We start from the raw sequence: 13928 nt of genomic DNA, 5'->3' as shown, positions 1-13928 counted from the left end.
GCATCCTCTGAAATATGTGCGATCAGTCAATTGATTAGGAAGAGGCAAGTAGCTTTGGATGCTGCTTGTCCTCGACCAAAAGACCAAAAAAGCGCTGAACTGCAGCCGACACTTTCTGGACTTTAGTGGGCACCCGCGTAGAGCCCCAAACCAATAGTTCGCACGAAACATCAAGCTCAGGAGTTCTACGCCGGTCGGAAAAGGCAGCGCAATCGGATGGCACTAAGTAGGCAGGATGTTGTGATTGACCCTGAAAAGATTACTAGGATCATAGTTGCCTTTGATCTTTGATAGCTTCTCGCCATGCGCGCCGTACGCGCAAGTCATATGATCCGCTTCGTCCTCTGGCATGAAGTTCACATACGCGCTGCCAGTCGAATGTGGTCGCATCTGTTCATAAAGCCTGCGCGCCCATTCAATGCATTCTCCGTCCTTGCCAGGATCTTCCCAACGCGTGTGAACATTCATGATGAAATGCGCCGATCTTTCCGGATACGCTGTCGCGCTGGATTCAACGCGGGCCATTGCACCACCCACATGGGCAATGAAGACTTCGCACGCCGGGTCGGGAAGGCTGGAAATTGTCTCCAGCAGACCCGCTATCGCATCCGAGGATAGCGCATCGAAATCATGGCTTTTCCAATAGTTCCGGGCCCCGGGCGTCAACAAGGGGTCAAAGGCGGCTTGCCAATCCACGAACTTGTGCGGTGATATGACATCGGCAATCGGTTCGCCGAGCGCACGTAAAGGTGACATCGCCTTTTCACCCTCGCCCATCGGTCCACTATAGCAAGCCGCAAAGATCAGCACTTCCCGCCCATGCCATTCCTCCGGCAGGAAAGGCAGAGGCGGTGCTTTGCGCATCACGCTCCAGACGGTCAGTTCATCAGGGGAATTGTCTGCAATGGCCGCAAATTGGGCAAGAAGCTCCGGCGCTTTTTCGATCGGATGTACGATCAGGCCCGACAGAACATCGGGTCCGAGGTCGTGCAACTGGAACTCGAAGGAAGTGACGACCCCGAAATTTCCACCCCCACCGCGGATGGCCCAGAAAAGTTCAGGGTGGCTCGTGGAAGAGGCCGTTACAATCGCGCCGTCTGCAGTCACGACTTCTGCCGAAAGCAGGTTGTCGATTGTCATGCCGAATTTCCGGGTGGTCCATCCAAAGCCGCCGCCCAAGGTCAGGCCTGCGATACCCGTGGTCGAGTTGATGCCAACGGGAACGGCAAGCCCATGAGCCTGAGTTTCGCGATCCACGTCGCCAAGCAGTGCACCCGGCGCAACCCGCGCAGTCTTGTTGACCGGATCCACGTGTACGGACCGCATCTGGGACAGATCTAGCATTACGGTCTCGTCAGCAACGGCATGACCTGCAATCTGATGCCCGCCGGACCGGACCGACATCATGAGGCCTGCGTCTCGGACAAAGTTCACTGCCTTCTGGACATCGCTCGCCCCCATGGCGCGGATCACAAACCCGGGATAACGCTCGAACATACTGTTCCAGGTCGTCCTTGCGTCTTCATATTCCGAAGTTCCCTGCAGGTAGACACCGCCACGAAGTGAGGCATCCAGCGCGTCCAGCGCTTCCTGATCCACAGTTGCTGTGCTTCCGTCGAGTGTTTTCAGGTCATACATGCTTAGGCCTCCCCATTGTCAGGTCAGGCTTCTTGCACGGCTGCCTCATGTACTTATGAAGCCCTTCACGAAGGAGCTACGTTCTTTCAGGTAAAAGACCGGCTGACGGTCAGGCGAATATGCCCGGATCGATCTGATCCACAGGTGTTATGACATCGGCAGGAATGTTCAGGCGCTCGGCCGCCTTTCTGAGGCTCTCCTCATCAGGGGCTTCATACAGGCAGTATGTTTTGCGCTTGTCTGCGCTCAGGAACGAGAAAATCCACTCGACGCCAACCTCGTCATTGATCTGCTTGATGTGGATTTTGTCATCGTCGGTGACGTTCAGTTGCTCGGCGAATTGTCTTTCTATGATGTACCTTGGCATGATGCTCCCCCAAGCATGGTATGGCCTTAACTGGCTGTTCCTTCGAGCTTTGACCTCAAGGAAACCATACTCAATTTCTGTGAAATTGCCAACGCTTCCCCTTCCAGTTGAAACGCCAGCTTCAAATCACTCGCGCTACCCCGGCGCCGTAGCGCGGATGCGTAGGCTGCCTTGCTATGCGCAATCCAGGGCGGGCATTTCATGTGCGTGTCTATTTCGATAGCCTTTTCGAACATCCTTTCGGCAGTATCCCAGTCCTTCAGCAGCGCGGCCAGACTGCCAAGGCGTCTCGCAGCAGCCCCGGTGCAAACTGTGGTTGCCCCAGCGGTGATCGTCAGCTCTTCGTATGGGGCAAGCATGTCAAAGAGGGTCTTGGCATGCTTAAGGTTCTCAACGGCGACGCAAATGTCGGCAAGATAGGACAATGTGGTCGAATACATGGCATCCGGTGGAAGATCGAAGCCATTTTCTGCCATTTCGTTCAAAATGCGTTCGGCTGGTTCTGTATATCCCAACTCTGCCGCGATCAGGCCAAAGCCCGGTTTCCAGGAAATATCATCGGGGCTGTCCGTCATCAGTTTTTTGATCACCGGCGCGACCTCGTGCAGACGGTTCTGTTCGCGGCGGATGGTGAACATCTGAACACCGAAGACGCCCTCAACGTGTTCGCCGTGGGTCTTCCGACCTATCTGCACCGCCTCGGTTGCATGCTTTTCGGCCTGGTCAAAATCGCCGTCCATAATTGCAATCATGGCGCGTGCGTGTTTCTGGACCCAGTAGAGCTGCAGATGGTTTTCCTTTTCCGAGTTCTCCGCCAGCAATTCGAGCGATTTGTCCATCAGGTCTCGGTCGGCCATTTCGGCTCCGACAAACAGGCTGAGTGTCCAATTTCGACCCTGATCAATACTTCCCAGGTTCTCGGCCACCCGATGCATGGCATCGAGGTTTTCACGCCAATGGCGTGCCTCTCTTCCTTTGCGCGCGACAAACGGCGCGCCAAAATGCATCATCATCACAGAGAACTGGGATTTGTAATCACCCAGTCTCGCGGCCAGTTCCATGGATTGCTGGCCAAAACGCACGCCCTCGGAAAGCTGGCCAGCAAACATGTGCGCGCGCGCAAGTTGGCTCATCAGCCTGCACCGGCGAACTTCGTCATGGTCGGGCAGGTCCTTCAGCGCGTCGTCACAAAGTTCAATTGCCTCGCTGTATTTCTCGCTCGACATCATACACGAATCCGCAAAGTGGTTGGCCGCATCTGCAGCGAGCTCTACGTCACGTATGACACGGGCTGCGTCCGAAGCAGCTTTCAAGACCGCTATACCCTCTGGCAACTGACCCAGGCTGTCATGGCTGCGACCGATCAGTATTTTGCTTTTGATCGTTTCAGCACTGTTCTCAGGTCCGAGATTTTCTGCTGCCTTGAGTGTTTCCCGGGCGTTGACCATCGCCTCTTGACTAGCGGATCGCCCGAGGGCCATTTCAGTCGCAGTGCGCCATTTTTCGAACGCAGCGGGCCATTCTTCGGCCTCTGAAAGATGGCGGGCGACCAATTCGGGTCTGCGTTCAATCTCAGCGGATCGCATCTGCAGCAAAGCGCGCGCCACACCTGAGTGCTGCTGTCTTCGGGTAGAGCTCAACATAGACTGATAGGCAGTGTCACGAATAAGGGCATGTCGGAAAACGAAATGCCCACGATTATGCCCGCTTTCAAAGATCAGGCCGGTACGAGAAAGCTCTTCGAGACGCTTGATGATGTCGGCTTCATCCAGGCTCATTGCGGCACTCAATATGCTCGGCTCAAACTCTCGACCAATGACGGATCCCGTAAGCGCGACTTGTTTGGCCTCTGGTGAAACCGCATCGAGCCGCGCCATCAACGCACCTTTCAAAGACGACGGTATGTGGATTTGTCCCTGCTCTCCGGCTTCGACGATTGCGCGGGTCAGTTCCTCGACGAACAAAGGCACGCCATCCGTCTTCTCAACAATTGCGGCGATCAGCGCATCGTCCGGATCCTGACCGGTAATATTGCGAACCAGATTGAAGACATGAGCTGAATCAAACCGCCTCAGCAAGAGGGTCTGAACGTGCGAGGCTCCATCGTCACGGGCCATTTCCCAACCCGGTCTGTGCGTTATCAACATCATCAGGGGAAGATCGGTGCAAATCGCTTTGAAACGCTCCAACAGGGCCTGCGTCGAAGGATCGATCCAATGAGCATCCTCAACGCACAAAATAACCGGACGCACGTTTGACCGAACCTGAACCGCGTGGATCAAGGTTTGAATTGTTAGGTCGCGCTGCTCCTGCGGCGTCAAGTCGAGTACTTCTCGAGCGAGCGCGCTACGAGGCGCGACCAAGGCGGCGAAAACAGGCAAGACCTTCTCCCAGTCCAAGCCTTTTCTGCCCTCCAGCATCTTCCTGACATGGTCGAGGATCAGATTGTCATCAAAGTCAGGTTCAACATCCGCGTCCTGGGAAATTCGCTGCGTAACCGGGTGGAAAGGACTGCTGGTCAGATAAGGGGAACAGTTCAGTCTTATCACATCGGCTTCGTCAGTTGCGGCGACTTCTGCAAGGAATTCCTCTGTCAGGCGCGATTTTCCAATTCCGGCCTCGCCCGCCAGAAGGACAACCTCCCCATGACCGCTTTTGGCGCGTTGCCACGACTGCAAAAGGATCCCTTTTTCGTAATCCCTGCCAATCATGGCGCTGCCGGCGTCATTTCTGTGTGAAGCGCGAAAACGGCTCTCCGCGCTGCGCTCCGAAACTACTTTCAACAGAGTGCGTGGTTCTCTGAACCCCTTGAGTTCGGTTTGCCCAAGAGATTTGAACTCAAATATCTGATGCAAGGCTGCTTCGGTTTCTTCAACAGACAAGACGACTGAGTTTGGTTCTGCATATTCCTGCAACCGAGCCGCAAGATTGACGATCGGGCCGGTCATTGCGCCTTCTTCGTAAGTGTTTTCTCCGACCGTGTCGCCGACCACCACATCACCACTCGCAACGCCCAGCCTGACCGACAAACGCTCGCCGTCCGGCGTTTTAAGTTCTTTGACCCGTCGAACAGCCTCAAGACCGGCCTTTACCGCGCGAACAGCGTGATCTTCATAGGCCGTTGGCCAGCCGAAGAACACCAGAAGGCCATCGCCCAGATATTTCGCGACGTAGCCGCCATATCGGCTTACCGCCCCTGCGACGGCATCCTGGTAATTCTGCAACAGACGCCGCATGTCTTCGGGATCCAGGCGATTGGTCAGTTCTGTCGAGCCAACCAGATCAGCAAACACGACTGTTAAATGTCGCCTCTCAGCGGCTGTTTGTGTTGTAGATCTTCTTTTCGATGGACTTCCACTTTCAGCCTCATCAGAAACAAATTCCTCATCCTTCTCATGGACTTGCCCGTCCGCTGACTGGGGTGAAGTGGGCAATTTCTGTTGGCCACCCAGTTCCCGAACCGCAGCGAGAATGATTTTTCGATGACCCAGGCTTACCCCAAGCTCCTTGAGGTCGTCGCTTGTCAACAATGGCAGAACGCGCGCATCGATATCGTTTTCCGCAAAAGCATCTGCGTACTGACTCAATCCGAGATCACTTAGCCACTTGTCAATTTCGACCGACATATTTGGATCATGCTGAGGTATGGGGCGCTAATCAAGAAAACGCTATCAACGCGGAATGATTTTTGGCAGCCATACGCCTGTATAGCTTTTGATGGAAATGAAAAAGATCTGGTCAGAACGCGGTGGTATTGAGAAACCGTCTCTCTCATGGAGCGCAATTGCTGCATTGCCGCGCAAAACTCTTTTTTACGGCATATAGATTATTTGGTGCAGGTATTACCGCCAACCCAAGTTCGCTTTCTTGGTTCTGTGGTCATCGGCTGACCTAATCTGCCTCATACGGCCCTAGGCTTTCCCTAAACTGTTCGATGAATTCCAAAGTCACAAGTGACGGTTGCTTTAAAATCGGGCGCACCAGCGAAAGGGTGTGCGGCAACACTGGCTTGAATGGTCGATAGCTTAATCCTCGAGATGTGTATTGGACGGCGTCAAGTTTACTCACGACAGATACGCCAACGCCTTTTACGGCCAACTCGCAGGCCGCCGTGAACTGCCTGACTTCGATATGTGAATTCAATTCGACATTGGCATTTTGAAACGCTTTCGAAAGCCGTCCGAAAAAGTCGCTGTCGCGTCGTGTGTGGATGAGTTTGCTATTTTCAAGATCCGCAGGTGTAACTTCGGAGAGGTTTTCCAGGTCATGTCCGGTCGGGAATACGCAAACTGTCCGGACGTCGATATTTGTGCTTTCGACCGCCGGGTGACCATTAAAGCTGTCTGTGATTCCGAAATCATATTGTTCGCCGATCATCCATTCGAGAATGCGTTCTGGTCTGTCTGGTTCGATCGTCAGGGTGACACCAGGCCGATTTTCCAGAAATCTGGAGACGACATCGGGTAGGTGGCTGGTGGCAAATCCGGGCAGGCAAGCGACTCGGATGTGCCCTGCTTTGCGTTTTGTGATGTCCTGACTGACATCCGAGATTTGCCTCATAAGCTCGAGAACACGTTCGACGCTGGGCAAGAGGTAACGAACCTCCTGCGTCGGCACCAATCTGCCTTCCCGGCGATCAAAAAGCTGGAACCCAAGGGACTTTTCAAGATCCGACAGCAATCTGCTGACAGCAGGTTGGCTTACCCCCAGATCATTCGCGGCTGCTGTGACAGAGCCGTTGGTGGTCACTGCCATAAGGGCTTCCATTTGCCGGACTCTCAGAATTTGACTCATTTCCGATCCTAGTCTGCTGCCTTTGTGCATAACATTGTGTTATTTTTTTATCCAGCAGATAAAGCTTGAATTATATTTCTGTAACGCTAACGTCGTGAAATCGTCATGTGTGCCGTTTACGCGTAGCGGTCGGTATTCAACGAAGCATCGAACCTGATGCATGGGAGGAATCATGAATAAGAATCTGCTAGGCGCTCTTGCCTTAACAATTGCCTTGTCCCCGGTGGCGGCAATGGCGCAAACCGAAGTTCAGTTCTGGCATGCCTTCACCGGTCGACTGGGTGAACTTGTGAAAGCGCAGGTCGAGGAGTTCAACGCCAGCCAGGATGAGTTTGTCGTGGTCGAAAGCCACAAGGGCAACTACTCGGAAACCTTGAATGCGGGGATCGCCGCATTCCGTGCCGGTGAACAGCCGCATATCCTGATGGTGTTCGAAGTGGGCACGGCAACGATGATGTCGGCCGAAGGTGCAATCAAACCGGTCTATGAAGTGATGGCTGAAAGCGGCGCGTCCTTCGATCCCGACGCATATATTGGCGCCGTCAAAGGGTACTATACGACAACTGACGGTGACATGCTGTCGTTGCCCTTCAACTCTTCCACGCCGGTTCTGTGGGTCAATCGCGACGCCATGGAAGCGGCCGGTGTCGACCCGGATACGGATCTGTCGACCTGGGAAAAAGTTGGCGACGTTCTCGAGCAGCTCAAGGCTGGTGGTGAAGACTGCCCACTGGTGACAGCATGGCAAAGCTGGATCCATCTCGAGAATCTGTCGGCTTATCACGACGTTCCGTTCGCCTCGAAGGACAACGGTTTTGCCGGCCTGGATACCGAGCTGATGCTGAACGGTCCGGCGCAGGTCGCACACCTGACGGCAATGGGTGACTGGGCCAAGGATGGCAAGTTCATCTACACCGGGCGCAGGAACGAAGGTGGGGCAAACTTCCGGGCTGGCGAATGCGCTTTGTTTACGGAAAGCTCGGCCGGTTACGCCGGCATCAAGGCAGAGGCTGAGTTCGATTTCGATGTGCGCCCGCTGCCCTATTGGGAAGCTGTCACGAGCGAGCCGCAGAACACCATTATCGGTGGCGCATCGCTTTGGGTGATGGAAGGTCATGACCCTGAAGAATACAAAGGCGTCGGCGAATTCCTGAGCTTCTTGTCGTCGTCCGATGTGCAGGCGGCCTGGCACCAGGACACTGGCTACCTTCCGATCACGGCTGAAGCTGGTGAAGCCACCCGCGCCGCGGGTTTCTATGACGAAAACCCGGGAACTGATATCGCGGTGATCCAGATGACTGCGAAGGAGCCGACCGCGAATTCGAAAGGTCTGCGTCTGGGATCGTTCGACCAGATTCGCGGCATCATCGACGAAGAGCTTGAGGCCGTTTGGTCCGGTGAGAAGACCGCTCAGGAAGCGATGGACAGCGCAAAAGAACGCGGTGACGCGCTACTGCGCCGGTTCGAATCCGCCAATCAATAAACCACAATCCGATGCGGGCTCTACAGAGCCCGCATTCTCTTTCTTCGGTGGACCATCAGGATGGAAAAACGCGTCACTTTTCGCGGCTGGCTGTTGCCATTGGCGCTGATCGCCCCTCAGGTCATCATTTCCGCTGTATTCTTTTTCTACCCTGCCGGTCAGGCTGTTTGGCAATCTCTGTTCATACCTGATCCGTTTGGCCTGTCGTCCCAGTTTGTCGGGCTAGGCAATTTTGAGTTCCTGCTGAGCGACAAGTTCTACCGCGCCTCTTTCGTGACAACAGCAGTGTTTTCGACGCTTGTCACGCTGTGCTCGATGATCCCGGCCTTGTTTCTGGCGGTCATCGCAGACCGCCTGATCAAGGGGTCGGGTGTCTATCGGACGCTGCTGATCTGGCCCTATGCGGTCGCGCCCGCGGTGGCAGGTGTACTGTGGCTGTTTATGTTCAACACGCGCGTGGGTGTCGTATCGTGGTACCTCGGCCAGCTTGGTTATGACTGGAACCACGTTCTGAATGGCACCGAGGCTATGGGGCTTGTGGTTGTCGCCTCTGCCTGGGGACGCATCAGCTATAACTTCCTGTTCTTTTTCGCAGCGTTGCAGTCGGTCCCAAGGTCGGTGATCGAGGCTGCGGCAATTGACGGTGCGCGCTTCTGGCGCCGGTTCTTCACGATCGTTTTGCCGTTGCTTTCGCCGACGGCGTTCTTCCTGCTGGTGGTGAATGTCGTCTATGCCTTCTTTGAAACATTCGGCGTCATACACACAATCACTGGCGGCGGGCCACAGCAGTCGACGACTATTCTGGTCTACAAAGTCTTTTCGGATGGGTTCGTCGGACAGGATCTTGGTTCGTCTTCGGCACAATCTGTCATTCTGCTAATCGTCGTTGGCCTGCTGACCGTCATCCAGTTCAAATACGTGGAAAAAAGGGTGCACTACTGATGGCAACCCAACAACACGGAATGGTCGAAAAACGCGGCATGGGGATCTGGTTGACTCATGCCATGATGATCCTTGGCGTCTTGATCATCTTCTTCCCGATCTGGCTGGCATTTGTCGCCTCTACTGTCACCCAACCTGAGATCGTGTCACCGCCCATGCCGTTGGTGCCGGGTGATCAGTTCTGGGAGAACTACAAGGCCGCGCTGTTTTCCGGCGTGAATGTCCCGGTTGCGACGATGCTGTTCAACAGTCTCGTGATGGCCATTGGGATCGCAGTGGGCAAAATCGTGATTTCACTGCTCTCTGCCTTTGCGATTGTCTATTTCCGCTTTCCCGGACGGACGACTTTCTTTTGGCTGATCTTCCTGACGCTTATGCTTCCGGTCGAGGTTCGTATCGTGCCGACTTTTGAGGTCGTCGCAGGGTTCGGAATGCTCAACAGCTACTATGGGTTGATCTTCCCCTTGATCGCCTCGGCCACGGCAACGTTCCTGTTCCGGCAGTTCTTTCTGACAATTCCAGATGAACTTGCCGAAGCAGCCCGCGTAGATGGGGCCCGACCGATGCGGTTCTTCATCGATATCGTGGTGCCCATGAGCCGCACCAACATCGCGGCGCTGTTCGTGATCCTGTTTATCTATGGCTGGAACCAATACCTGTGGCCGCTGCTGATCACGACTGATCCAGAAATGAATACCATCGTGATGGGCATCAAGCAGATGTTCCCGTCCGGCGATGATGTGGCCGAATGGCCGGTCATCATGGCGACGTCCATTCTGGCGATGATACCGCCTGTCATCGTGGTGGTGTCGATGCAAAAGCTCTTTGTCCGCGGCCTTGTCGATAGCGAGAAGTAAGAAATGGCAACAGTATCCCTAGAGAATGTCAAAAAGAGCTTTGGCCCGACGGATGTGATCCACGGTATTGATGTCGATATCGCCGATGGTGAGTTCATCGTGATCGTCGGCCCCTCTGGCTGTGGTAAATCCACGCTGTTGCGGATGGTGGCGGGGCTGGAAACTGTCACGTCAGGCGATATCCGGATCGGTGATGAACGGGCCAACGACAAAGAGCCTATGGACCGCGACATTGCCATGGTGTTCCAGAACTATGCGCTCTATCCGCATATGTCGGTGCGTCAGAACATGGGGTATGGCCTGAAAATTGCCGGGTTGCCCAAAGATCAGATCGATCAAAAAGTGACTGACGCCGCAAAGCTGCTGCAGTTGGAACCCTTGCTGGACCGTAAGCCCAGACAGTTGTCAGGCGGACAGCGTCAGAGGGTGGCGATGGGGCGGGCCATCGTCCGCGAGCCAGCAGTTTTCCTGTTTGATGAGCCGCTCTCGAACCTTGACGCCAAGCTTCGAGTTCAGATGCGTCTTGAAATCCGCGAACTTCAGGAAAAACTCGGTATTACCTCACTTTACGTTACACATGACCAGGTCGAAGCCATGACAATGGCGGACAGAATGATCGTAATGAATGGAGGCATCGCCGAGCAAATTGGAACGCCGCTGGAGGTCTACGAGACCCCTAAGACGCTGTTCGCGGCGCAATTCATCGGCAGCCCGGCGATGAATATTTTTGAAGCACGGCGCGAAAACGGGACAATCCGGATCGGCGACATCTCGGTTGGCCCGTCTACAGGTCCAGATGCCGCCGTAAAGCTGGGCATAAGGCCAGAGCACCTGCTGCTGGATGAAAGCGGTCCGCTGGAAGCTGCGATTCAGATGGCGGAACCGCTTGGGGCAAATACGCTGTTGCACGGCCACCTTACGGGTTCTGGCGACACGATCACGATCAGCCTTCCGGGTGTTCACCCGATCGAGGGTCGTCATCCGAATATGCGGTTCTCGGTTGCACCAGAGAATATGCATTTGTTTGACCACGCAACGGGCAAAAGACTGGAAAATTAATGGTGTTCCCTCAGGTCGAAGCATTTCGCGGCGGCAAGGATTTGATCCGGGTCGTAGGTCATCGGGGTGCGCGGGGCGTTTTGCCTGAAAACAGCATGATCGGTTTTGACTTCACACTTTCCATTGGCGTCCCGCTTCTTGAGTTTGATGTCGTTCTTACGGCTGACGATGTCCCCGTCATCACACATAACCACCGGCTTCACGCGCCGACTTTTCGAGACGCCATTGGCCGTTTCTTGGTAGGAGAAGAGCCAAAGGTTTCTTCGCTGACCGTCGAGCAGATCCAGCAATTCGACGTTGGGCGGTTGGACGGGCAATCGGCTTATGGTCGTCGGTTCCCTGATCAGGCCCAACTGGACGGCATTCGCGTTCCCACGCTGTTGGACTTGCTGAAACTTGTTGGTGAACCGAGATACGGTGATGCCAATCTTATGCTGGAACTAAAATCTGACCCCGATTTGGCCCACGATTCATCTTACAGGCGGAAATTCGTTAAACGTGTGCTGCAGGAGCTTCGTGCCACAGGCTTGGCATCGCGGGCTGTTTTGCACAGTTTCGATTGGAACTTGTTGGAAGAATGTCAGCGTCAGGCGCCTGATCTGCCGTCTTCCTACCTGACTCAGCTCCCGGAAAATGCCGACGATGTCGGCGAGGATTCCTCGAAAGCTGTTTGCCCGGATTTTCGGGGCCGTCGGGATGAAATTCCAAAACTGGTCAAGCAGGCCGGGGGTGCGCTTTGGTGCCCCTATTTTGCGGATGTGACCGCAGAAAACGTGTCGCTTGCGAAAGAACTGGGCCTTTGTGTTGCTGTGTGGACAGTCAATGACCCTGAAGAAATAAGCAGAATGATCGATCTGCGCGTGGATGCAATTGTGTCAGATTATCCAGGCCGGGTTCAAAGGCATCTGTCAGATTTGGGCATGGGATGGCACGTCGATACACCGGCACAACTTGACCGGACACAAACGTCATAGACACCTGCCAATTCTTAGATTTTAGAGAAACACAATCTGCATGGATTGGTTAGATCACCAGTTTATTTCGCCTTAGGGGCGAAACCCATATAGGCTGGGCAAACGAAACGAGCCTCAGCTTTGACCGTGCAACTTTTTTGTGAAGGCCTCGAAGTCCCCTTCATCGCGTCTCGTGCTACGGAGCGCTAGATCATACCCTAGGCTTGCCCATCATTGGGTGGAAAAGGTGCATCTTTTCTGCATTTTCAGATGATTAAGTTGGACCCAAAGCGGAAAATTTTTCAAGAAAAAGACGTGAATACAGCGCTCTAGATCAGCCTCTGAATGCGACATTCCGCCGCGCCCTTTGATTCAAGCAGGTATATCTATGGTAGTAACACTTCAGTGAGCATTTTCATCTTAGGCGAGCGAGATAGATATGACAGATCAATCCATCAGCAGCTCGAAAGACGCAGCCAAGCGTGAATGGCTGTCCTTCTTGTTTATTACGTTGGTGTTTCTGCCCGGAATTACAGTCCTGGGGGTCGGGGCTTACGGGTTCACCGTATGGATCCTTCAAATCATTTACGGCCCGCCAACTGGATCTCTCTAAACCCAGAAAATGAACCGAGGAGCACGTTCTTATGTCTCTGAAGTCTACATTGTCATCCTTCTGGAATACGGTATCCCGACCTGCCACAACGATCAGTCTGGGCGTGATCAGTCTGGGTGGCTTTATTACCGGGATAATTTTCTGGGGCGGCTTCAATACCGCGATGGAGTTTACCAACACGGAAAAGTTCTGCGTTTCCTGCCACGAGATGCGTGACAATGTCTATGTAGAGCTTCAGTCTACGGTCCATTGGGAAAACCGAACCGGGGTCCGTGCCACATGTCCGGATTGTCATGTACCGCATGAGTGGACCAACAAGGTTGCCAGAAAAATGCAAGCGTCGAAGGAAGTCTGGGCGGCTGTATTCGGCACCATAAACACCCGCGAAAAGTTCGAGGCACGCCGCGCGGAATTGGCAAGACACGAATGGGCCCGGCTGGAGGCAAACAACTCGCTCGAATGTCGGAACTGTCATGATTACGACAGCATGGATTGGGACGCGATGTCGGCCGAAGCGCGGTTCTATATGAAACCGGCAGCCGCACTGAATACAGGCTGTATCGAGTGTCACAAGGGCATAGCTCATCACCTGCCTGACAATGTGGCCGTGGGCAGCCCGGCCATGGCCAAGCTTGAAAACAAAGCCAATTCAGGCAGCGTCTCGGTCGGCGAAGACTACTTCGCCATTCGTGACATCCCTGTTTATGACAGCGCCGAGGGTTCGGAGCCGGTGGGTAACCTGACACTCGGTGCTGCCGTCGAAGTTTTGGATGAAAGCGGGGACCGTGTTCAAGTCGCACTTAAGGCGTGGCGCAAGGATAAAGGGTTTGGGCGCGTCATATTTGATGAATTTGGGCACAATATTCGGGTTGCCGTTTTGTCGAAGGACACGGCTCAGAACGCCGAACTGGTCGAAGCTTCCGCACCTCAGACGGATGATGCGACGGGGCTCGACTGGGCGCCTGTCACGGTAACGCTTTGGTCGGACAAACAGGGATATGTGGATGAGATTGACGAGCTTTGGACGGTGGCTGAGGAAAGCTACACCGCCAACTGCTCCACTTGCCACGCACAGCCGGACCCGGATCACTTCGGGACCAACTCCTGGCCTGCGCAGTTTAACGGTATGGTCGGGTTTACCAACATGGACGAAGCTCAGGCCAACTTAGTGCTGACCTACCTGCAAAAACATTCCGCTGACTATGGCGGCTCTCACTGAGGA

At 54.4% G+C, this 13928-nt stretch carries 11 protein-coding genes; 7 read left to right on the top strand and 4 right to left on the bottom strand.

All coding sequences use genetic code 11. The annotated features are described in order from the left end of the window. Positions 1–222: 222 nt before the first annotated feature. The 4 genes from ACR0JW_RS05995 to ACR0JW_RS05980 form a co-directional block, all read right to left on the bottom strand. Positions 223–1638 (bottom strand): FAD-binding oxidoreductase, encoded by a 1416-nt coding sequence (locus ACR0JW_RS05995; protein WP_170678983.1) that lies wholly within the window; start codon positions 1636–1638, stop codon positions 223–225. Positions 1639–1747: 109 nt separating this feature from the next. Then, positions 1748–2005: a DUF4242 domain-containing protein gene (locus ACR0JW_RS05990; protein ID WP_170617216.1), complete on the bottom strand. Its 258-nt coding sequence runs from the start codon at positions 2003–2005 to the stop codon at positions 1748–1750. A gap of 26 nt (positions 2006–2031) precedes the next feature. After that, positions 2032–5631, bottom strand: coding sequence for an adenylate/guanylate cyclase domain-containing protein (locus tag ACR0JW_RS05985; protein WP_480713686.1), 3600 nt, complete (start codon positions 5629–5631; stop codon positions 2032–2034). A gap of 265 nt (positions 5632–5896) precedes the next feature. Then, entirely contained in the window at positions 5897–6799 is a 903-nt protein-coding gene (locus ACR0JW_RS05980; RefSeq protein ID WP_170678979.1) for a LysR substrate-binding domain-containing protein, read from the bottom strand. A gap of 172 nt (positions 6800–6971) precedes the next feature. On the opposite strand from ACR0JW_RS05980, the gene ugpB reads away from it, so the two are divergent. The 7 genes from ugpB (at position 6972) to torC (ending at position 13925) form a co-directional block, all read left to right on the top strand. Continuing rightward, positions 6972–8282, top strand: coding sequence for a sn-glycerol-3-phosphate ABC transporter substrate-binding protein UgpB (ugpB, locus tag ACR0JW_RS05975; protein ID WP_170678977.1), 1311 nt, complete (start codon positions 6972–6974; stop codon positions 8280–8282). A 60-nt stretch (positions 8283–8342) separates the two neighbouring features. After that, positions 8343–9224 carry a sn-glycerol-3-phosphate ABC transporter permease UgpA gene (ugpA, locus tag ACR0JW_RS05970; protein ID WP_170617192.1) on the top strand — a complete coding sequence of 294 codons (882 nt, stop codon included), beginning with the start codon at positions 8343–8345 and terminating at the stop codon, positions 9222–9224. Between the two features lie 20 nt (positions 9225–9244). Then, positions 9245–10081, top strand: a complete 837-nt coding sequence (ugpE, locus tag ACR0JW_RS05965) for a sn-glycerol-3-phosphate ABC transporter permease UgpE (protein ID WP_170617208.1) — start codon at positions 9245–9247, stop codon at positions 10079–10081. A 3-nt stretch (positions 10082–10084) separates the two neighbouring features. Continuing rightward, on the top strand, positions 10085–11140 hold the full coding sequence (locus ACR0JW_RS05960; RefSeq protein WP_170678975.1) for a sn-glycerol-3-phosphate import ATP-binding protein UgpC: 1056 nt from the start codon (positions 10085–10087) through the stop codon (positions 11138–11140). Further along, positions 11140–12114, top strand: a complete 975-nt coding sequence (locus tag ACR0JW_RS05955) for a glycerophosphodiester phosphodiesterase family protein (protein ID WP_480713685.1) — start codon at positions 11140–11142, stop codon at positions 12112–12114. Before ACR0JW_RS05960 ends, ACR0JW_RS05955 begins: the two co-directional genes overlap by 1 nt. 418 nt (positions 12115–12532) lie before the next feature. After that, entirely contained in the window at positions 12533–12706 is a 174-nt protein-coding gene (locus tag ACR0JW_RS05950) for a periplasmic nitrate reductase, NapE protein (protein ID WP_170617186.1), read from the top strand. Positions 12707–12737: 31 nt separating this feature from the next. Then, the gene (gene torC / locus ACR0JW_RS05945) at positions 12738–13925 is read left to right on the top strand and encodes a pentaheme c-type cytochrome TorC (RefSeq protein WP_480441195.1); all 1188 of its coding nucleotides are present in this window, start codon (positions 12738–12740) and stop codon (positions 13923–13925) included. Positions 13926–13928: the final 3 nt, after the last annotated feature.

It is taken from the genome of Ruegeria sp. BG6 (genome assembly GCF_056538465.1).
This window is presented reverse-complemented; position numbering and strand designations above follow the sequence as displayed.